We start from the raw sequence: 21,187 nt of genomic DNA, 5'->3' as shown, positions 1-21,187 counted from the left end.
AGGTGTCCATGGATGAGCGGAAGGGCGTCACCGTGAGCTACCTGCGGCAGCTAGCCCGGAAATTTCTCCGGGAGGGAGCTGGCGCGTCCCGCGGGCGGGAGCTGGTCTCCACGCTGGCCGAGCGCATTCCCGCCCTGGGGCGGCTCGCGCGCATGGCCGGGCTGGCGACGTCCCGGCGCGGCTCCGGTGCCGTGCCCGGCGAGGAGCGCTCGCTGGACTCCGGCCGGGCGGACTCCCGCTCCGCGAGGAGCCCGACGCCCGAGTCCGTGCCCCTGCCTCCGTCCGAGGGTGCCGCCGCGCCGCAGGCACGAGAACTTTCCGAGGAGCCCATCACGGAGCCCAGCGGTGGCCCCAGGACGCGGCCCGCGCGCGTGGTGACGTTCCCCGCCCGCGCGAAGACGCGCCGCGACCCGGACGACGAGGACACGCAGTCCCTGGGGCCGGAGACGGCGACGCCGCGCCCGTCAGGTTCGCCCAAGGGCGAGGTGCCCGCCTCCGCGACGCCCGCGCCCGTGAGCGAGCCGCCGCATGCCGCCGAGCCCCTGGTGGAGGGGTTCTTCGTGACGAAGATGGCGGGGGAGAAGGAGGCGCGCCGCCATCACCTCCTGGAGGAGCAGGCGCCGCGCCTTCCTCCGGCGGACGCGTCGCCCGAGCGCAACGAGCACCTGGCCATGCTGCCCCTGGACTACCAGGACGACGCGATGGTGCTGCTCGCGAGGGATCCGCACACGCTCTTCGTCTTCTGGGACTTCAGCGCCGCGAGCCGGAGCCGGGCGCTGGACGGCCTGCCGGTGCCGCGCGCGGTGCTGAAGGTGTTCGACGGCGAGGGCGTGTCGCGCGAGGTGGACTTCGCGCTGGAGTCGCGCAGCTTCTATCTGCAGGGCATGACGCCCGGGCGCACGTACCGGGTGGAGGCGCACTTCGTCGGTTCGGATGGCCGGTCGCGCCGCATCGGACATTCGTCCAATCGGGCCACACTGCCGCCCGCGGGGCCGTCCGCGGACACGTCCATCCGGTTCCTGCGCATGCCGCCTCCGCCGGTGGTGGACCGGCTGCGCGAAGCCGTCCCCGCGGCGGCGTCCGCGCGAGTTCCCCGGGTGGAGGAGCGCGAATACGTCACCTGGCGCCGGGTGCGGTTGCCGGGGAGCGCCGGGGTGGTGGACGAGCCGGAGGTCCACCGCGAGCGCATCGAGGACTATGTCGATGCGCCGCGCGTCCCCGGGGCCTCGGACCAGCGCTATGTGGAGGAGGAGTATCTGGAGAGCGCGCCGCGAGCGCCCGGGGCGTCGGACCAGCAGTACGCGCGCGTGGGGGAGGCGACGCTCGGTGAGGGCGCGGTGCTGGCCCCGTCTCGCGCACCCGGGGCGTCGGATCAGCGCTACCTGGCCGTGGAGCTGGCTCCGGGGGCTTCGGACCAGCGCTACGGTGGAGAGGTTGCGGGGGCCCCGTATCTGGAGGTGCCGCGCGCGCCGGGGGCTTCGGACCAGCGCTACGGTGGAGAGGTCGCGGGAGCCCCGTATCTGGAGGTGCCGCGCACGCCGGGTGCTTCGGATCAGCGGTACGGACAGATGCTGCTGCCGGGCGGCGTTTCGGAGTACCGCTATCTGGAGGTGCCGCGTGCCCCGGGCGCTTCGGACCAGCGGTACGTGGCGGGAGGGCAGGGGACCCTGGAGGCGCCACGCGCGCCGGGGACTTCGGACCAGCGCTACTTGAGCGTGCCCCGTGCCGCGGGCGCTTCGGATCAGCGGTACCTCACCGTGCCGCGTGCGCCGGGCGCTTCGGACCAGCAGTACCTGAGCATGCCTCGCGTCGAGGGCGCTTCGGACCAGCAGTACCTCACCGTGCCGCGTGCGGCGGGGGCCTCGGACCAGCGCTATCTGTCCGTGGACCGCGCGACGGGTGCTTCGGACCAGCAGTACCTCACCGTGCCGCGCGCGGCGGGCGCTTCGGATCAACGCTACCTGTCCGTGGATCGCGCCACGGGTGCGTCGGATCAGCAGTACGTGACGGCGCCTCGGGCGGCGGGCGCTTGGGATCAGCGCTCCCCGTCCGCGGATCGTGCCGCGGGTGTGCCGGATCAAACCGAGGCGTCACTTGCGGCCGGGGGCTCGGATGCCTGGTCTCCGGAGGGGCCGCGCTCACGGGGTGACGTGCTCGAAGCGCGTGAACTCTCGTCGTCTCGTCCCGCCGCGACCTCGGCTCCGGCGGGGTCCGGTCCATCAACGCAGGGCGCGGCCTCCACGGATTCGTGGCGGCCCACGGAGCCCGAGCCTCCCAGGGACCCATGGGCCTTGAGCGTGGCGCGCGGCCCCTCCGCGTCCGAACAGCGTGCACTCGACAAGGCCCGCGAGGCCGCCGAGGCCACGCGACGTGCCGCACCGGCCGCCGCGCCCACGAGCCCCGAGCCCGCGAAGACGGACACCGTGACGTCCCCGCCCGCCGCGCCCACGAAGGCGGCCCAGAACCCACCGGACCCCAAGCCCTCGGGCTCCAAGTCCTCCAAGTCCCGGCCCTCGCGCCGTGGACGGAAGTGAACCCGCACGGCCTCTCCGACCGACCTATGAGCCTGGGCTCCCTCGCGCTGGTCCTTCACGCGCACCTGCCGTTCGTCCGCCACCCCGAGTACGAAGACTTCCTCGAGGAGGACTGGCTCTACGAAGCCATCTCCGAGACGTACCTGCCGCTGTTGCGCGTGTTCGACAAGCTGGTCGAGGACCGCGTCCCCTTCCGGGTGACGATGACGCTCTCGCCCACGCTCGTGTCGATGCTCAACGACGACCTGCTGCGCGAGCGCTACGCCCGGCGGCTGGATTCGCTCTGCGAACTGGGCGCCCGCGAGGTGCACCGCACCCGGGACGACCCCACCTTCCACCCGCTGGCCGTCTTCCACCGCGACCACTTCGAATCGCTGCGGCTCGCGTACCACAACCACTACCGGCGCGACCTGGTGGCCGCGTTCCGCAGGCTCCAGGACTCCGGCCACCTGGACATCCTCACCTGCAACGCGACCCACGGCTTCCTGCCGCTCATGCAGCAGACGCCGGAGGCCGTGCGCGCCCAGGTGACGGTCGCGGCGAACCACTACCGCCAGAACTTCGGCCGCGACCCCGCCGGCATCTGGCTGGCCGAGTGCGGCTACTACCCGGGCCTGGAGCGCATCCTCTCCGCCGAGCGCATCCGCTACTTCTTCGTGGACACGCACGCGCTCACGGACGCCACGCCCCGCCCGCTGCACGGCCCCTACGCGCCCATCTTCACCGAGCCCGGCGTGGCCGCCTTCGCGCGCGACCCGGAGAGCAGCCAGCAGGTCTGGAGCACCGAGCACGGCTACCCCGGCGACCCCGTCTACCGCGAGTTCTACCGGGACATCGGCTGGGACCTGGACCTGGACTACATCCGGCCCTTCATCCAGCCCACCGGCGACCGCAAGAACACCGGCTTCAAGTACTTCCGCATCACCGGCAAGACGAACGACAAGCAGCCCTACGACCCGGCCGCCGCCCGCGAGCGCGCCTGGGTCCACGCGGGCAACTTCCTCTTCAACCGCGAGCGCCAGTTCGAATACCTCGCGTCCCGCATGGGCGGCCGCAAGCCCGTGGTCGTCGCGCCCTATGACGCGGAGCTCTTCGGCCACTGGTGGTTCGAGGGCCCCCACTTCATCGACGCGCTCATCCGCCAGGCCGCGCGCAACCCCAGCCGCTTCACGCTCATCAGCCCGCTGGACGACCTGCGTGAGCACCCGGAGAACCAGGTGGCGACGCCGCCCCTGTCCTCGTGGGGCGCGGGCGGCTACGCGAACATGTGGCTGGATGGCACCAACGACTGGATCTACCGGCACCTCACCCACGCGGCGCGGCAGATGGTGGAGCTGGCCCGGGACTTCCCGGACGCGCCGTCCCTCAAGCGCCGGGCGCTGAACCAGGCCGCGCGCGAGCTGCTGCTGGCGCAGGCCTCCGATTGGGCCTTCATCATGAAGACCGGCACCATGGTGGACTACGCCGTGCGCCGCACGAAGGAGCACCTGCAGCGCTTCCTGCGCCTGCACGACCAGGTGCGCGCCGGCACCGTTGACGAGTCCTGGCTGTCCCACGTCGAAGACCGCGACAACCTGTTCCCCGAGCTGGACTACCGCGTCTACCGGCCCGGTTGAGCGGTCCGGGAACAGGCGGCCGGGCCGGGGGTTCACCTTCCGTCACCGGCCCCTGTCGTTCCGGTTGCGGGGCTTCGTTTCCGCTTTAGGTTGAGGAAATCCATGACCCACACGCTCCCTCCGTTCCGTCGCAAGCTCGTGGCCGCCGTGCTGGTGCTGGCGTCGCCCACGCTCGCCCTCGCGCAGGCGCCCGCTCCCAAGCCGCCCGCGCCCCAGACGCAGCAGGCGGTCTCCGGTCAGGCCGGCAACCTCCAGCCCGCCACGCGTGAGGCCCAGTCGCTGGCCTCGCTGGCGCCCCTGGTGGAGTCGGTGAAGTCCGCGGTGGTGAACGTGGACGTGCAGGCCCGTCCCGAGATGCCGGAGGGCATGGAGGACAACCCGCTCTTCGACCGGTTCTTCGGCGGCAACGGGCGGGACCGCCGCCGCAGCGAGCGCGAGCAGATCCGCCAGGGCGCCGGGTCCGGCTTCATCATCGACCCCAAGGGCCTGGTGCTCACCAACAACCACGTCATCGAGGACGCGGTCACCATCACCATCCGCCTGGATGACGGCCGTTCGTTCACGGGCGAGGTGGTGGGCCGCGACCCGCTCACCGACGTGGCCGTGGTGAAGATCAAGGAGAAGGTGGATCAGCTCCCCTCCGTGAAGCTGGGCGACTCCGACGCCGTGCGCGTGGGGGACTGGGTGCTGGCCATTGGCAACCCGTTCGGCCTGGCCTCCAGCGTGAGCGTGGGCATCCTGTCCGCCCGCGCCCGGGAGATTGGCGCCAGCGTGTACGACGACTTCCTGCAGACGGACGCGGCCATCAACCCCGGCAACTCCGGTGGCCCGCTCTTCAACATGAAGGGCGAGGTGGTGGGCATCAACACCGCCATCGTCGGCGGCGGCACCGGCATCGGCTTCTCCGTGCCCAGCAACCTCATCAAGGCGCTGCTGCCGCAGTTGGAGAAGGAGGGCGCCGTCACGCGCGGCTGGCTGGGCGTGGGCATCCAGCCCCTCACGCGCGAGCTGGGCCAGGCGCTGAAGCTGTCGGTGAGCGAGGGCGCCATCCTCACGCAGATCACCCCCGACTCCCCTGCGGCGAAGGCCGGGCTCAAGCCGGACGACGTGGTGGTGGCCGTGGACGGCAAGCCGGTGCGCTCCGACAGCGAGCTCACCCGCACCGTGGCGCTCAAGAAGCCCAACAGCGTCGCCACGCTGACCCTCTACCGCGACGGCAAGAAGCAGGACGTCAAGGTGACCATGGGCACCCGGCCGGACCTGGAGGGCCTGTCCAAGAAGAAGCCGTCGGCCAACGACGAGCAGGACAGCTCGCGCCGCGTGGGCGTGTCCCTGCAGGACCTGGACGCCCGCACGGCGTCCCAGGCCGGCTTCACCGAGCGCGCCGGAGCACTGATCACCGACATCGTCCCGGGCTCGCCCGCGGACCGCGCGCAGTTGACGCCGGGCATGCTGGTGGTGGAGGCGAACAAGAAGCCCATCGCGAGCGCGAAGGAGCTGGCCTCGGCCATCCGCGCCGCGCCCAAGGGCAGCACGCTGCTGTTGCGCGTGGCCGGCCCCGGCGGCGGGCGCCTGCTGCGCGCGCTGACCGTGCCCTGAGCCGGCGCGGCGGGGCCCGGGGATTCACGTCAACGGCTTGCACACGGGGGTGGACGAACGTCGATGAGCGTCAACTACGTCTCGTTGGGTGACAGCACGGCGGTGGGGGTGGGGGCGTCGCAGGGCGGGGGCTATCCCGACCGGCTCGCCTCCCGCCTCCGGAAGGACGGCCTCCCCGTGGGCCATACCAACCTGGGGCAGAGCGGCGCGCGCGTGCGCGACGTCGTCAACAACGCCCTCAAGCGCGTCATCGCGTCGCAGCCCACGCTCATCACCCTCGGCGTGGGCACCAACGACATCTGGCGCGGCACCGAGGTGGCCGAGTTCCAGGACGACCTGGACCGCATCGCCCGGCGGCTGAAGCAGACCGGCGCGTCCATGGTGGTGGTGAACATCGCGGACATGGCGCTCGCGCCCGTCGCGAAGATGGTGCCCAGCGCGCTGTACGAAGGGCGCATCGAGCCGTTCAACGACGCCATCGCCTCCGTGGCCCGCGCGCACGGGCTCCACCTGGTGGACCTGTTCACCGCCAGCCGGGAGATGATCCCCCGGCGCCCGGACTTCTTCTGCGGCGATGGCTTCCACCCGTCCGCGGAGGGCTACGAGGAGTGGGCGGACCTGATGCTCCCCGTGGTCCGCACCCTCGTGCGGCGGTAGGCCCCGGCTCGGCGGCGCAGGGCAGGGCGCCCCGCGCTCAGGCCTTCGCGATGCCCGAGGGCGGGGGCGGCGTGGAGGGGGCGTCCGCGGGCGGCGCGCCGATGCTGCGCTCGCGGCCCGGGTGGACCTCCATGCCGGGCTCGAACGCCGTCACGCGGTTGCGGCCCGTGCGCTTGCTGCAATAGAGCGCCGAGTCCGCGCAGTCCACCAGCGTGTCCTGCGACGTCGCGTCCGTGGGGAAGTGCGCGACGCCGATGGACACCGTGACGTGGCCCCCGGGCAGCCCCGGACGGCTGAGCGTGACGGCGTCCGCCACCGCGCGGCGCAGCGTCTCCGCCACCTCCACCGCCGTGGCCTTGGACACCTGCGGCAGGAGCAGCACGAACTCCTCGCCGCCGTAGCGCCCCAGCGTGTCCACCTTGCGCGCGCGGGTGCGCAACACGTCGGAGACCCGGCGCAGCGTCTCGTCCCCGGCGCGGTGTCCGGCCAGGTCGTTGAGCCGCTTGAAGTGGTCCACGTCCACCATCAGCAGCGCCAACGGCACGCCGAAGCGCTGGGCCCGCGCCAGCTCCAGGTCCAACCGCTGGAAGAGGTGGCGGCGGTTGGGCACGCCCGTGAGCGCGTCCGTCAGCGTGAGCTTCACCGTCTCCGCGTGCAGGCGCGCGTTCGTCACCGCCGTCGCGGCCTGGTCCGCCACCGCGGTGAAGAGCTCGATCTCCTCCGCGGAGATGCTCGCCGTCTGGGGGCGCTGGAAGTTGATGACGCCCAGGAGCGTGTCCGCGTGCACCATGGGCACCGCCAGCAGCGAGCCCTGCTCCGAGCCGCCGCGCAGCCCGCGCCGCGCGAAGATGCTGGTGCTGTCCGTGAGGTCCGGCAGGTACACCGCCTTGCGCGCCTGGGCGGCCCGGCCGCACGCGCCCTCGCCCATGGCGAAGGTGTGGCCCTCCAGGCCCCGGCCCTGCGGCCACGCGTGCTTCACCTCCAGCAGGCCCTCCTCGTTGAGGAGCATGATGGAGAAGTCCGGGATGTGCAGCCGCTCCACCACCATGCGGGTGATGCGCGAGAGCAGCTCGTCCAGCTCCAGCGTGGTGTTGAGCGAGCGGGCCACGTCGAACAGCAGCGACAGCTCCGTCAGGCGCTCCTCCAACTCGTCCTTCAGCGCCAGCTTCTCCTTCACCAGTTGCAGGTCGCGGTGCGTGTCGATCTCCTCCACCTTCATGGAGGTGAGCCGCGCGAGCATCCCGTTGAAGGCCGCGCCCAGCCGCGAGATTTCATCCGTGCCCCGGGCCTCCGCGCGCACCAGCAGGTCGCCGTCCGCGGCGCGGCCCATGGCCTCGCTCAGCCGCTTGAGCGGCGCGGTGAGCACGAAGCGCAGGGACAGCCAGGTGACGAGCCCCAGGATGCCCACGAAGAGCACCATGGCGCCCAGCGCGTCCTGGAACACCGTCTGGAGCTGGCGCGTCAGCGCGGGCTCGCCCAGGCGCACCTGGAGGACGCCCATGCGCTGCGCGGCCTCGCCGGTGTGGCAGCCGGAGCACTCCGGACCGCCCAGGGGCCGCACCACCTCCGTGCCGTGCTCGCTGGAGCGCGCCGTCTCCGGCCCCGTCGCGGACAGCCGCGCGGCCTCCGGGTGCGGGTGGCCCTGCTCGGCCGGCCGCCGGCTCCAGCGGATGCGCCCGTCCGGCGTCAGGACGCGCACGTCCTCCACGGAGCGGAACAGCCGCGTGTCCGACGCCAGCACGTCCGCGACCGCGCCATGCGGTGCCGCGCCCGGCGCCTGCGGCAGCGTGAAGGTGGAGGCGACGGCCTCCGCCAGCGCGAGCGCCTCCAGGTGGGTGCCTTCCCGCACCGCCTGCCGCGCCTCGCGCGAGAAGTGCCCCACGCCCAGGAGCGCCACCACCAACCCGGGCAGCGCGATGCTCCACAAGAGCTTCCTGCCAATCGTCTCGGAACCGAGGGCCATGTGCGGGGCGCAGTGTGCTTCGTGCTCTCGCGTTCTGTCCGCGAGTCACGGAGTGTTGAAAATTGTCAGGTGCGTGACACGCCCTGTCAAACGTACCGGCGTCGAAATATTGAAACGGGGGTGTTGTTCCCCGGCATGTTCCTGTTTTCACGGGCTGTACCCGTGGCACGGTGTGGGTACTCCCGAAGCCGCCTCCCGAAAGAGGAGTTCCGCCCATGAGCCCGCCCGTGTTCCTCACCTCCGCGCTGCTGCCGGTGCCGCACGGCTTCGCCACGCGCGCGGGTGGGGTGTCCGAAGGGCCCTACGCGTCGCTGAACCTGGGCTTCTCCGTGGGGGACGAGCGCCCCCGCGTGGAGGAGAACCACCGCCGGCTGGCCCAGGCCGCGGGCGGGCGCCTGGGCGCGCTCTGCCGGGTGTCGCAGGTGCACGGCGACACGGTGCTGGAGGCGCGCGGCGAGGCCGACGACGTGCTGCGCCCGACGCTGGGCGAGGCGGACGCGCTGTGGACGGAAGGGGAGGGGAGCTGGGTGGCGGTGGGCACCGCGGACTGCGTGCCGGTGCTGATCGTGGACCCTCGAGCCCGGCGCGTGGCGGCGGCGCACTCCGGCTGGAAGGGCACGGACCTGGAGATCAGCGCCCGCACGGTGGAGGCGCTGGTGGCGAAGGGCAGCCGGCCGGAGGACCTGGTGGCGGCGGTGGGCCCCTGCATCCAGGCGTGCTGCTACGAGGTCTCCCCGGAGCTGGGTGACCGCTTCCGCGCGCGCTTCGGTCCGGACGTCGTCCGCGCGGGGACGAGGCCCCACCTGGACCTGCCACGCGCGGTGAGGGCGTCCCTGCGGAAGGCGGGCCTCGGGCCGGAGCGCGTGGACGTGCTACAGGCCTGTACGGCGTGTGATCCGGACCGGTTCTTCTCCCACCGCCGGGACGCGGGCCGCACCGGGCGTCACCTCAACTACGTGCTGCACCGCTTCTAGCGGAGGGCCCGTGGGGTCGTTTTCTTGACGGTCTCCGACCGGCCTTCCTATCCTCGACGTGGAATTCCCTCCGTCCAGGCTCGTGCCGGTGCGTCCCTTCCTCTTCCGCCTGTTTGCCGCCGTCGCGCTGTCCGCGCCGACCGCCTGCGCCACCACCGCTGCCTCGCAGACGGAAGTGGGCCGGCTGGAGGCGGAGGTGCGCACGCTGCGCGCGTCCCAGGCGTCGCTGCTGGAGCGCCTGGAGCGCCTGGAGAACCGCGACGCCGTCGCCCGCGCCCGGAGCGCCGCCCCGGCCCCCGCCGCGAAACCCGCCGCCCCCGCCAGCGCGAAGCCGGAGGCCGCCTCGGCGGAGCCGGGCGAGGCGCTGAGCCTGGCGCCGGCGGAGCTGACGGTGGTGCGGCTCAAGCCGAAGAAGGAGCCCGCGCCGCGCATCAACACGGCCGTGGCGGTGGTGGAGCCGGACGCGGACCAGATGGAGATGTTCATCTCCCCGGTGGAGGGCTCGTCGGGCACCGGCTCGGTCGGCTCGCCCAGCGCCTCGACCGCCGCCCGCATGGAGCCGCCGGAGAAGGATCCGGACATCCTCGACGCCGAGTACGAGCGCGCGGTGGCCATGCTGCGCACCGGCAACGTGGAGGGCGGCGTGGAGCAGCTCACGCGCTTCGCGGCGGAGAACCCGCGCCACCCCCGCGCCGACAACGCCCTGTACTTCAGCGGCCTGGGCCAGATGGGCCTCCAGGATCCGACGGGCGCGGCGAAGACGTTCGAACGGCTCATCAAGACCTACCCCGCCGGGGACGCCGTCCAGGACGGCATGCTCCGGCTCGCGGAGTGCCGGGTGCGGCTGAACCAGGCCGTGGATGCCCGTGCCCTCTATACCCGCGTCGTCACCCAGTTCCCGGGGACGGCCGCCGCCACGCAGGCGGAGCAGCGGCTCGCCGCGCTCTCGCCGTAAGCCCTTTTTGTGAAAGGACGTCGTCCGATGCGCTCCCGGATCCTCGCCTCCCTGCTCGTGCCCCTCACCGTCGCGCCGGCATGGACGGCTTTCGCCCAGGACGCGCAGGAGGAGGAGTCCCAGCCGTCCTCCGAGACGGAGGGGCAGGACATCTCCGACGACGTGGAGCAGCGCCCCACCTCCGTCACGCTGCCGCCCGGCGCCCCGCAGGGCCGTGAGAGCGCGCCCGGCCAGGTGCACACCGTGGAGACGGGCGACACGCTGTGGGACCTGTCCCAGCGCTACCTGGGCAGCCCCTGGTACTGGCCCAAGGTCTGGTCCTACAACCCGCAGATCGCCAACCCGCACTGGATCTACCCGGGCAACAACGTGAAGTTCTTCGCCGGCGGCGAGGAGGTCCCCGCGCGCGTGGAGGGCGGCGACCTGCCCTCGGATGACGTGGCGGCGCCCACGGACGTGAGCGGCGGCAGCCTGGTGTCGGTGGTCGGGAAGATCGGCTTCGACCCGTCCAAGTCCAGCCCGGTGACGACCAAGGGCTTCGTGACGACGCGCGAGCTGGACGAGGCGGGCCGCATCGAGGGCTCGACCTCCGAGGCGCTGATGCTCTCCGCCCCGGAGAAGGTCTACCTGCGCTTCAAGAAGCGCGGCGCCGCCAAGATTGGCGACCGCTACGTCATCTTCCACACCGTGGAAGAGGTGAAGCACCCCATCACCAACGCGCGCACGGGCTACCTCACGGAGCTGCTGGGCACGGTGCAGGTCGTCTCCATCCACAACGACGTGGTCACCGCGCGCATCACGGAGACGTGGGACCCCATCGCCCGCGGCGACCTGGTGGGCCCCTCCAGCGAGAAGCTGACGGAGCGCGTCGCCCCCAAGCCCAACAGCAAGGAGATCCCCGGCTACGTGCTCACGCCGATGACGCCGGGCCAGACGCTGCTGGGCGAGCACAACTTCGTCGTGGTGGACCGCGGCACCGCGGACGGCGTGCAGGTGGGCAACACCTTCACCATCGAGCGCCGCGGCGACCCCAGCAAGGACGTGCTGGGCCGCGGCGACTACAAGATGGGCGACGCGGGCAAGGAGCAGAAGGCCTACCCCTGGGAGGCCGTGGCCCAGTGCATGGTCACGGAAGTGCGCGAGCGCACCTCCAACTGCCTGATGGTCCGCTCCCTGGTGGAGGTCTCCGCTGGCGACCGCGCCACCATGCGCAAGGACGGGACGCCCACCGCCAGCCGCTGAACGAAGGCGCTGAACCGGCAGGAATGCTGCATTCCGACCCGCCCGGGAAGGGCGGGTCGCTTGACCCCCGAAGAACCGGTGTTATGTGTCACGCCCCTCCCGGGACCACCTCTATATAGGTGGGAAACAGGCGGGGACGGCATGGCGGACACGAACACGGACACACACCTCCACTGGGACGAGCAGCGCGCCACCCTGGCGCTCTGGGCCATTGCCGGCCTGGGGCCCCGGACGTTGGACGCCGTGCGCACGTTCGCCGGTGGGGCGCTGTCCCGGCTCGCGGCCGCGCCCGTGCGGGACTGGGTGGTGGACGTCCCCGTGCCCGCGACCGTCCGCCAGCGGCTGGCCACCGTCGCATCGCTGGACGCCCTGGCGTCCCGGACGGAGGAGGCCTGTGCCCGGGCGGGCCTCCAGGTGGCCTTCGCGGGCTCGCCGGCCTATCCCGCCCGGCTGGTGGGGCTGGAGGACGCGCCCCCGCTGCTCTTCTACCTGGGCACCCCCGGGCCTCCCCGGCGCAGGCTGGCCATGGTGGGCAGCCGCCATCCGGACCAGGGCTTCCTGCCGTTCGCGCGCACGTTCGCCCGGAAGGTGGCGGAGGCCGGGCTGGGGGTGGTGTCCGGCGCGGCGGAGGGCGTGGACCGGGCCTGTCATTGGGGCGCCATGGACGTGGGCGCGGAGACGTGGGCCTTCCTGGGCTCCGCGCTGGACGCGCTGGACCCCGCGCAGGCCCGCCTGCTGCCGCACTTCCTGGAGCGGGGCGGGGTGTACTTCAGCGAGCTGCCGCCTGGGGTCCGGGCGAGCACGACGACCTTCCCCCGGCGCAACCGGCTCATCGCTGGCGCGTCGGACGCGGTGCTGGTGATGCGGGCGGGGGAGGGGTCCGGGGCCCTGTACACGGCGGAGGCGGCCCGGGCACAGGGCCGGCCGGTGTTCGCCCTGCCCGGGGACGTGTGGCAGCCGGCCGCGGCGGGTGGCAACGCCCTGCTGGCGGACGGGCGGGCCCGCGCATGCACGTCCGCGGAATCGATTTGTGCGGTGGTGGGCGTTCACCCGGTCCGTGCGGTGCCCGCGGGGCGGGACGGTGGGTGGTGGGAGGCGCTGTCGGTGGAAGCGCGCGGGGCCTATGGGCTGTTGGACCGGGTTCCCCGTTCGTTCGACGAGGTGCTCGCCGCAAGCCCGCTGTCACCCGCGGCGCTCACGAGCGCCCTGGTGGAGTTGGAATTGTCGGGGCTGGTGGTCCAGCACCCGGGTAAACGGTACGAGAAGGTCTAGAGGCAGTTCGAGGTAGGAGAGCCATGGCCACGCGGAAGAAGACACAGGCGGCGCAGACGGAGGCGGCGGCGGAGGAGACGCCCAAGAAGGCGGCTGCGAAGAAGCCGGCGGCCAAGAAGGCGGCCAAGAAGAAGACGGCGGCCAAGAAGGTCACCGCCAAGAAGAAGACGGCGGCCCGCCGCCGTGGCGCGGACGCCGACGAGCTCCCCACCGTGGACGCGGACGCGGACGCCGAAGAAGAGGTGCCCGAGCGCCGTGGCAAGGGCCCGCACTACCTGGTGGTCGTGGAGTCGCCCGCCAAGGCGAAGACCATCAAGAAGTACCTGGGCTCCGGCTACACGGTGAAGGCCTCCGTGGGCCACGTGAAGGACCTGCCCAAGAGCAAGATCGGCGTCGACGTGGAGGACGACTTCAAGCCCGAGTACACGGTCATCAAGGGCAAGGAGAAGGTCCTCAACGAGCTGAAGAAGATGGCCAAGACGGTGGACCGCGTCTTCCTGGCGACGGACCCCGACCGCGAGGGCGAGGCCATCGCCTGGCACATCAAGGAGGAGCTGGGCCACCCGGACTCCCTGCGGGTGACCTTCAACGAGATCACCAAGCGCGCCGTGCAGGACGCCATCGCGCAGCCGCGGGAGCTCAACCAGGACAACTACGACTCGCAGCAGACCCGCCGCATCCTCGACCGGCTCGTCGGCTATCAAATCTCGCCGCTGCTCTGGAAGAAGATCCGCCGGGGCCTGTCCGCCGGCCGCGTGCAGTCCGTGGCGGTGCGCCTGATTGTGGAGCGCGAGGCGGAGATCAAGGCCTTCCAGCCCGAGGAGTACTGGACGCTGGACGCGCTGGTGCAGGGCCCGCAGGGGCCGCCGCCCTTCAAGGCGAAGCTGTCCCGCGTGGACGGCAAGAAGGTGGAGCTCAAGGACCGCGCCACCACGGACGGGCTCGTCGCGGAGCTGAAGGACGCCCCCTTCACCGTGACGAAGGTGGACCGCAAGGAGCGCCGCCGCAACGCGCCCGCGCCCTTCATCACCTCCAAGCTCCAGCAGGAGGCGGCGAACCGGCTGCACTTCACCGCCAAGAAGACGATGACGCTGGCGCAGAAGCTGTACGAAGGCGTGCCGCTGGGCGAGGAGGGCCAGACGGCGCTCATCACGTACATGCGTACGGACTCCACGCGTCTGTCCGACGACGCCGTGACGCAGGTGCGCGAGTTCATCGGGCAGAAGTACGGCGCGGACTACCTGCCGCCCGAGCCCATGGTCTACAAGAGCCGCAAGAGCGCCCAGGACGCGCACGAGGCCATCCGCCCCACGTCCCTGGAGTACCCGCCCGAGCGCGTGAAGGCCTTCTTCGAGGCCATGGACGAGCTGGACATGTTCCGGCTCTACGAGCTCATCTGGAACCGCTTCGTCGCGTGCCAGATGAAGCCCGCCGTCTACGATCAGACGGCCGCGGACATCACCGCGGGCCGCGCCACCTTCCGCGCGTCCGGCAGCACGCTGAAGTTCCCCGGCTACCTGGGCGTCTACGGCGCCGGCCTCACGCCGGAGGAAGAGGCCGCGGCGGAGAAGGCCAAGGCCGCCGGTGAGGAGGGCGCCGAGGACGTGGTGGGCGAGCTGCCCCCGCTCAACGAGGGCGAGGTCCTCACGCTGGACAAGCTGCTCAACGAGCAGCACTTCACCCAGCCGCCCCCGCGCTTCAGCGAGGCCACGCTGGTGAAGGAGCTGGAGGAGCGCGGCATCGGGCGTCCGTCCACGTACGCGGCCATCCTCTCCAACATCCAGGACAAGAAGTACGTGGAGAAGCTGGAGAGCCGCTTCCGTCCCACCGACCTGGGGCAGATGACCAACGAGCTGCTGGTGAAGCACTTCCCCCATGAGCTGGACGTGTCGTTCACGGCCAGCATGGAGGAGAAGCTGGACCAGATCTCCGACGGCGGCGCGTCCTGGAAGACGGTGCTGCACGACTTCTACGGCCCCTTCAAGGAGACCCTGGAGAAGGCCGAAGCGGAGATGCGCGACGTCAAGCGCGAGGAGATCAAGACCGACATCGCCTGCGAGAAGTGCGGCAACCCGTTCGTCATCAAGTTCGGGAAGATGGGCCACTTCCTCGCCTGCTCGAACTACCCCGACTGCAAGAACACCAAGGACTTCAAGCGGGACGCCGAGGGCAAGATCGTCATCGTGGAGGAGGAGACCACGGACGAGAAGTGCGAGAAGTGCGGCAAGCCCATGGTGATCAAACGCGGCCGGTTCGGGCGCTTCATGGCGTGCTCGGGCTACCCGGACTGCAAGACGTCCAAGCCCATCTCCATCGGCGTCAACTGCCCGGAGTGCAAGGTGGGCTACCTCACCGAGCGCCGCAGCGGCCGCGGGAAGATCTTCTTCGGCTGCAACCGGTATCCGGAGTGCAAGTTCGCCGCGTGGGACCGGCCGCTGGCGGAGCAGTGCCCCCAGTGCGCGTCGCCCTACCTGCTGCAGAAGTTCTCCAAGCGGGACGGCGCCTACATCGCCTGCCCCAACAAGGAGTGCGACTACCGCCGCGAGGTGGTGGAGCCCGCCATTCCGGGGGCTTCCGCGGAGGCCGCGCCCGCTCCCACGCCCAGCGTGGAAGCCTGAGCGCAAAAGCCCAGTCATTCCAGGGGGGTAGGCTCCGCCCCCTGGCTTGACACCCTCGCGGGCGAAGTCCTAGAAGTCCGGATTGCTCCCGGCCCACCCGCATTCCCCCTGCCCGTTTCGCGGCAGGGGTGCGCGCGGGGGCAGCGAAAGGACGCGGTCCGCGATGATTCCCTCCATGAACGAGTTGCTGCGTGTGGTGGTGGCCGAGGCCGCTCCCGCCGCGGCGGGCCATGCCTCTTCGGGAGGCCTGGGGGACTTCATCGTCGGCGCGTTCAAGGCCGGCGGTCCGTTCATGTTCGTGAACCTGTTCTGGCTGGCGGCGTCGCTGGCGGTGATTGGCGAGCGCGCGGTGACGCTGCTCTACCGCTACCGCCTCAACGCGACGGCGTTCATCGAGCAGGTCCACAAGATGGTCCGCAGCGGCAACCTGGACCGCGCGGTGAAGTTCTGCGGCATGGCGCCGCGCTCGCCCCTGGCCCGCGTCATCCGCGCGGGGCTCATCAACGCGAACCGGGGGGAGCTGGAGGTGGCCAAGGCGGTGGAGGAGGCGCTGGCGGAGTACACGCCGCACGTGTCGCGCCGGGTGCAGTGGCTGTGGTCGCTCGCGAACATCGCGACGCTGGTGGGCCTGGTGGGCACCATCGTGGGCCTCATCGGCACCTTCCGCGCGCTGGGCAACGTGCCGGCGGAGCAGAAGCAGGCGCTGCTCTCCAACGGCATCTCGGAGGCCATGTACAACACGGGCTTCGGCCTCTCCATCGCGGTGCTGTGCATCGTGTCGCACCTGTTCTTCAGCAACTACGCCAAGAACATGGTGGAGCTGGTGGAGCTCAACGCGCTGAAGCTGGAGAACCTCCTGTCGCGCCGGGGCTCGCTGGAAGTCGTCCCCGCGGACTCCGACGTCCGCGCCGCGTCTTGAACCGCGCTGCACGGGCCACGGACACGCCATGGCGTTCCACTACTCGCGCCGAAAGCTGAAGCCGAGGGAAGAGGAGGAGGCGGGCGAGCTGAACATCGTCCCGTACCTCGACATCCTCATGAACCTCATCATCTTCATGCTGCTGTCGATCACCGGCCTCACCGCCTTCGGCGCGCTCAACGTGAACGCGCCCAGCTATGGCGCCACCGCGGGGGCGGGCGGTGACGCGGACGCGCCCAAGCTGAACCTGTCCGTGCTCATCTCCCAGAAGGGGCTCACCGTCCGGGGCAACAGCGAGGTCATCCCCGTCACGCAAGGGGGCGCGCCCACGCTGCCCCTGCGAGCGGACGGCACGCAGGACTTCGCCGCGCTCAACGCCCAGATGGTGAAGCTCAAGGCCGCCTTCCCCACGGAGACGAAGGTCATCGTCGCGGCGGAGGGGAACGTCCCCTACGAGTCGCTGATCCAGACGATGGACGCCCTGCGTGAGACGACGGGCACCGCCGCCGAGCGCAAGCTGCTCTTCCCCGACGTCACCCTGGGCGCCCTCTAGCCATGTCCGAACCCGCGCCCCTGTCCGCCGAGGAAGCCGACCAGCTCGCGCGCATGCGCTACCGCCGGGCGCTCGCGCGCAAGAAGCGCAAGGAGCGCGAGGCCGCCAGCGAGGTGAAGGAGCTCAACATCACCGCGATGATGGACATGATGACCATCATCCTGGTGTTCCTCCTGAAGTCCTTCGCGTCGTCCTCCGCGGCCATCACCGCGTCCGAGGACGTCCGGCCGCCGGTGTCCTCCACGCGCGCCACGCCCAAGGACACGGTGGCCGTCACCATCACCCCCCGCTTCATCCTGGTGGGGGACAAAGAGGTCGTGCGGCTGGAGAACGGCGTCATCCCGAAGGAGCAGCGCTCGGGGGACCCGCGGCAGGGGCGCCTGGTGCTGGGGTTGGATCAGCGTCTGAAGAAGGAAGTGGAGAAGCTCAAGCTGATCGCCGCGCGCAACCCGGCGGCGCCCTTCACGCACGAGCTGTCGGTCATCGCGGACAAGATGGTCCCGTATGATCTGCTGCTCGACGTGCTCTACACGGCGGGCGAGAACGAGCTGCAGAACTACCGCTTCATCGTGCTCCAGCGCGACGCGGAGTAGCCGCCGGACACACGACTCCCCCGCGCGGGATGGACGCACGGGGGAGGGCTGGACGGCTTCGCTAGAGGGACAGGCTGCCCACGTGGCGCGCGGCCTCTCGCGTCTCCTGCTCGTGCACGGCGGCGTCCTCTTCACAGCGGATGGCGAAGGGCATGGCCTCCAGCCGGTCCAGGGAGATCTCGTTGCCGCAGTCCACGCACTCACCGAACACGTCGTTGTCCATGCGGCTCAGCGCGGCGTCGATGAGCATGATCTCCCGGCGCTGCGCTTCAATCAGCGTGCTGAGCGTGTAGTCCGCCAGCTCCGCCTGCGCCTGCTCCTCGTACTCGGGATCACGCTCCTGATCCTTCAGGGCGGCCAGCTCGCGGCGCGCGCCCGCCTGGGCGGTCTCGGTCGTCCTGCGGCGCTCCTGCAACAGGCCCCGGATCTTCAACAAGTCGTCGGCTCGGCTCATGGCTGCGTCACTCCCATCCCAGATTCGCGGTTGAAGGGCGCTCGCCCGGACGCTTCCCGTCCCGAGCGAAGACCGCGAGAAACCTAGGGTTGGATCCGAGGTGGGGAAACCTCACCTCCCATTCCGCACGAATGGCGGGACGCAGGGCAGGCGGGCGGACGTGAAAGGGCGTGGCCTCTCTGCTAACAGGGCCCTTTGGGGCCCCGGTGCGGGGGCCCGGAGGCACGCATGTCGGACGTGAAGCAGCAGCGGGTGACGGTGATTGGTGGGGGCCTGGCGGGGACGGAGTGCGCGTATCAACTGGCGCGGCGCGGCGTGCCGGTGGTGCTGCGGGAGATGAAGCCGCACAAGCGCTCTCCGGCGCACAAGTCGGACACGCTCGCGGAGCTGGTGTGCAGCAACTCGCTGCGCTCGGACAACCCGGAGAGCGCCATTGGCCTCTTGCACGCGGAGCTGCGCGCGCTGGGGTCGCTGGTGCTCTCCAGCGCGGACCTGCACCGCGTGCCCGCGGGCGACGCGCTGGCGGTGGAGCGCGAGGGCTTCTCGCGCGAAATCACCACCCGGCTCGTCTCCGGCGCGGGCGTGGAGCTGGTGGGCGGTGAGGTGGAGCGGCTGCCGGAGGACGGCGTGGTGGTGGTGGCCACGGGGCCGCTGACGTCGGAGGCGCTCACGGCGGACCTGGAGCGCCACGTGGGCACGAAGCTCTACTTCTACGACTCCATCGCGCCCATCCTGTCCGGTGACTCCATCGACATGGACATCGCCTTCCGCCAGAGCCGCTACGGCAAGGGCGGCGGGGATGACTACCTCAACCTGCCCATGACGAAGGACGAGTACTACCGCTTCGTCCACGAGGTGAAGGCGGGCCAGAAGGTGGTGCCGCACAGCTTCGAGGAACCGAAATACTTCGAAGGGTGTCTGCCCATCGAGGTGATGGCCGAGCGCGGCGACGACACGCTGGCCTACGGGCCCATGAAGCCCGTGGGGCTGAAGGACCCCCGGACGGGGACGGATCCGTACGCGGTGGTGCAGTTGCGCATGGAGGACCGGGCGGGCACGGCGTGGAACATGGTGGGCTTCCAGACGCGTCTGACCTGGGGTGAACAGAAGCGCATCTTCAGCACGTGCATCCCGGGCCTCCAGAATGCGGAGTTCCTGCGGATGGGGCAGATCCACCGCAACACGTTCATCGACTCGCCCCGCCTGCTGGCGGAGGACCTGTCGTTGAAGACGGAGCGGCGGGTGTTCTTCGCGGGACAGGTGACGGGCGTGGAGGGCTACGTGGAGAGCGCGGCGTGCGGCTACCTGGTGGCGCTGGCGGTGCACGCGCGGCTGACGGGCACGGCGTTCGTGCCGCCCCCGGCCACGACGGCGCTGGGGTCGCTGTACCGGCACCTCACCGGGGAAGCGCACCCGCCGGACCACCCGCACCAGCCCACCAACGTCATCTACGGCCTGTTCCCGCCGCTGTCCGGGCGGATGAAGAAGGCGGACAAGCGCGCGGCCTACTCGGCGCGGGCGAAGCAGGACCTGGCGGCCTGGCTGCCACTCGCGGGCGTTGTCGCCCAGACGGAAGGACAGACGAGCGCATGAAGCGAACCGGGATGGTGGGCCTGGTGGCCCTGCTGGCGGTGTCGGGGTGCAAGAAGGGCGAGGACAACGCCGCGCCCTCGCAGCGCAGCGCCGCGCAGGGGGACACGGTCCGCAGCGCGGCGAAGGGCACCACGGTGGTGGGCGGTCAGGGGCAGTTGCTCGCGGCGGGACGGGCGGCGGACCTGCGCCTGTCGCCGGACGGGCAGTTCGCCACGTTCCTGCTCAACGGGCAGAAGCCCCGGCTGGACGGCATCCCGCCGCAGATGCTGGTGGGCTCGCTGCACGTCGTGCCGACGGCGGGCGGGAAGGCGCGCGCGCTGGGCGACGGCGTGACGAACGTGCCGGGCAGCCTGCTGTTCTCCCAGGACTCGAAGCACCTCTTGTACGTGACGGGCTACAACCCGGCCTCGCAGTCCGGCGAGCTGAACGTGCTGTCGCTCGCGGACGCGGGCGCGGAGCCGGTGAAGCTGGGCACGGCGGTGAGCTACCTGCTGCCCTCTCCGGACGGGGTGAACGTGGCCTTCGTGGACGCGGGCACGCTGAAGCTGGGCAAGCTGCCGCAGGGGCCGTTCCAGGACGTGGCGGGCGAGGTGAGCACCGCGCAGTTCACCCCGGACGGCAAGACGCTGCTCTTCAAGCGCCGGCTGTCCGCCGCGGGCGGGCTGGCGGCGGTGACGGTGGGCGCCACGGAGGCGCCGCGCAAGCTGGCGGATCAGGTGGGCGACTACCAGGTGTCCTCCGACGGCAAGCACGTGGCCTACCAGGTGCGCAGCGAGGCCGTGCGAGGCATGTATGACCTGTACCTCGCGGCCCTGCCGGCGCTGAAGGGCACGAAGCTGGCCACGGGCACGAAGACGTTCGGCTTCTCGCCGGATGGCCAGTGGCTGGCGCGCACGGAGAACGGCAAGCCGGAGCAACTGGGCGACCTGTACGTGGGCCCGGCGTCCGGCGGCGCGGGGCGCAAGCTGGGCGAGGCCGTGGAGGAGCTGGCGTTCGCGCCGGACTCCAAGGCGGTGGGCTTCCTGGAGAAGTACGATCAGCCCTCGCGCGCGGGCGGGCTCGCCGTGGCGTCGCTGCCGGACGGCGCGCCCAAGCGGGTGGGGGACCGGGTGCCCAACTTCGTGTGGGGCTCGGACAGCCGCTACGTGGCGTTCCTGTCGCGCTTCCTGAAGCCGGTGTTCTCCGTGGACCTGATGCTGTACGCGCTGGGGGAGGAGAAGGCGGAGAAGGTGCAGCCGGGTGTGTTCGGCTACGGCTTCGCGCCGAACAACAGCGCGGTGGTGTTCCGCACCAACTGCATCCGCAACGGCCGCGCGTGCGACTTCAAGGCCGTGGACCTGAACGCGAAGCCGGCCGAGGCGAAGACGTGGCTGCAGGGCATCTTCAGCTACAAGATCTCCGAGGACGGCGCCCGCGTGCTGGCGACGTACGCGCGCATGGACTCGGACACGTACGACGTGGCGGTCTACGACGTGAAGTCGGGGGCGCGGAAGACGCTCGACCAGGGCGTGCAGGTGCCCGTGTACTTCGCGGGCAAGGATGACGCGCGGGCCGTCTACATCATCGGCCAGGGGCAGAACCCCGGCGTGTACAGCGCCGTCGCCACCGCGCAGTAGCGGGTGGCCCTGGTGAAGGGGGGAGGGCG

The 21,187-nt window shown here is 71.2% G+C and carries 16 protein-coding genes; 14 read left to right on the top strand and 2 right to left on the bottom strand.

Annotated features, from left to right (window positions below; all coding sequences use genetic code 11):
- The first annotated feature begins 8 nt into the window (after positions 1-8).
- The 4 genes from K8612_RS03265 (at position 9) to K8612_RS03250 (ending at position 6,406) form a co-directional block, all read left to right on the top strand.
- Positions 9-2,534, top strand: a complete 2,526-nt coding sequence (locus K8612_RS03265; RefSeq protein ID WP_223761225.1) for a DUF4912 domain-containing protein — start codon at positions 9-11, stop codon at positions 2,532-2,534.
- Positions 2,535-2,560: 26 nt separating this feature from the next.
- Positions 2,561-4,150, top strand: coding sequence for a glycoside hydrolase family 57 protein (locus K8612_RS03260; RefSeq protein ID WP_223761224.1), 1,590 nt, complete (start codon positions 2,561-2,563; stop codon positions 4,148-4,150).
- A 102-nt stretch (positions 4,151-4,252) separates the two neighbouring features.
- On the top strand, positions 4,253-5,749 hold the full coding sequence (locus K8612_RS03255) for a trypsin-like peptidase domain-containing protein (protein ID WP_223742239.1): 1,497 nt from the start codon (positions 4,253-4,255) through the stop codon (positions 5,747-5,749).
- A gap of 63 nt (positions 5,750-5,812) precedes the next feature.
- The gene (locus tag K8612_RS03250; RefSeq protein WP_223761223.1) at positions 5,813-6,406 is read left to right on the top strand and encodes an SGNH/GDSL hydrolase family protein; all 594 of its coding nucleotides are present in this window, start codon (positions 5,813-5,815) and stop codon (positions 6,404-6,406) included.
- A 37-nt stretch (positions 6,407-6,443) separates the two neighbouring features.
- Here the strand turns inward: K8612_RS03250 and K8612_RS03245 are convergent, their stop codons facing one another.
- A complete protein-coding gene (locus K8612_RS03245) occupies positions 6,444-8,369 on the bottom strand; it encodes a diguanylate cyclase (RefSeq protein ID WP_223742237.1) in 1,926 nt (641 codons plus the stop codon).
- A gap of 215 nt (positions 8,370-8,584) precedes the next feature.
- On the opposite strand from K8612_RS03245, the gene pgeF reads away from it, so the two are divergent.
- From pgeF to K8612_RS03205, 8 genes are all read left to right on the top strand, one after another.
- Positions 8,585-9,343: a peptidoglycan editing factor PgeF gene (gene pgeF / locus K8612_RS03240; RefSeq protein ID WP_223761222.1), complete on the top strand. Its 759-nt coding sequence runs from the start codon at positions 8,585-8,587 to the stop codon at positions 9,341-9,343.
- 82 nt (positions 9,344-9,425) lie between these two features.
- Positions 9,426-10,298, top strand: a complete 873-nt coding sequence (locus tag K8612_RS03235; RefSeq protein ID WP_223761466.1) for a tetratricopeptide repeat protein — start codon at positions 9,426-9,428, stop codon at positions 10,296-10,298.
- Between the two features lie 27 nt (positions 10,299-10,325).
- Positions 10,326-11,540 (top strand): LysM peptidoglycan-binding domain-containing protein, encoded by a 1,215-nt coding sequence (locus K8612_RS03230; protein ID WP_223742235.1) that lies wholly within the window; start codon positions 10,326-10,328, stop codon positions 11,538-11,540.
- Between the two features lie 141 nt (positions 11,541-11,681).
- Positions 11,682-12,812 carry a DNA-processing protein DprA gene (locus tag K8612_RS03225; RefSeq protein WP_223761221.1) on the top strand — a complete coding sequence of 377 codons (1,131 nt, stop codon included), beginning with the start codon at positions 11,682-11,684 and terminating at the stop codon, positions 12,810-12,812.
- Between the two features lie 23 nt (positions 12,813-12,835).
- Positions 12,836-15,430, top strand: a complete 2,595-nt coding sequence (gene topA, locus K8612_RS03220; protein ID WP_223761220.1) for a type I DNA topoisomerase — start codon at positions 12,836-12,838, stop codon at positions 15,428-15,430.
- A gap of 175 nt (positions 15,431-15,605) precedes the next feature.
- Positions 15,606-16,349: a MotA/TolQ/ExbB proton channel family protein gene (locus K8612_RS03215; RefSeq protein ID WP_370639957.1), complete on the top strand. Its 744-nt coding sequence runs from the start codon at positions 15,606-15,608 to the stop codon at positions 16,347-16,349.
- 28 nt (positions 16,350-16,377) lie between these two features.
- On the top strand, positions 16,378-16,902 hold the full coding sequence (locus K8612_RS03210; RefSeq protein ID WP_223742231.1) for a biopolymer transporter ExbD: 525 nt from the start codon (positions 16,378-16,380) through the stop codon (positions 16,900-16,902).
- Between the two features lie 2 nt (positions 16,903-16,904).
- A complete protein-coding gene (locus tag K8612_RS03205; protein ID WP_223742230.1) occupies positions 16,905-17,495 on the top strand; it encodes a biopolymer transporter ExbD in 591 nt (196 codons plus the stop codon).
- Positions 17,496-17,556: 61 nt separating this feature from the next.
- On the opposite strand, the gene K8612_RS03200 is transcribed toward K8612_RS03205, so the two are convergent.
- Positions 17,557-17,949, bottom strand: coding sequence for a TraR/DksA C4-type zinc finger protein (locus K8612_RS03200; RefSeq protein WP_223742229.1), 393 nt, complete (start codon positions 17,947-17,949; stop codon positions 17,557-17,559).
- Positions 17,950-18,177: 228 nt separating this feature from the next.
- Between K8612_RS03200 and trmFO the strand changes: the two genes are divergently transcribed.
- Both trmFO and K8612_RS03190 read left to right on the top strand, forming a co-directional pair.
- Entirely contained in the window at positions 18,178-19,542 is a 1,365-nt protein-coding gene (gene trmFO, locus K8612_RS03195; RefSeq protein WP_223742228.1) for a methylenetetrahydrofolate--tRNA-(uracil(54)-C(5))-methyltransferase (FADH(2)-oxidizing) TrmFO, read from the top strand.
- Complete coding sequence (locus tag K8612_RS03190; protein ID WP_223761219.1) at positions 19,539-21,158, top strand: gliding motility protein; 1,620 nt, start codon at positions 19,539-19,541, stop codon at positions 21,156-21,158. The genes trmFO and K8612_RS03190 overlap by 4 nt, the downstream gene beginning before the upstream one ends.
- Positions 21,159-21,187 lie beyond the last annotated feature (29 nt).

The sequence above is a fragment of the Corallococcus sp. AS-1-6 genome (genome assembly GCF_020037015.1).
GTDB lineage: Bacteria > Myxococcota > Myxococcia > Myxococcales > Myxococcaceae > Corallococcus.
The sequence above is the reverse complement of the archived record's forward strand: the minus strand, read 5'-3'. Positions and strand labels throughout refer to the sequence as shown.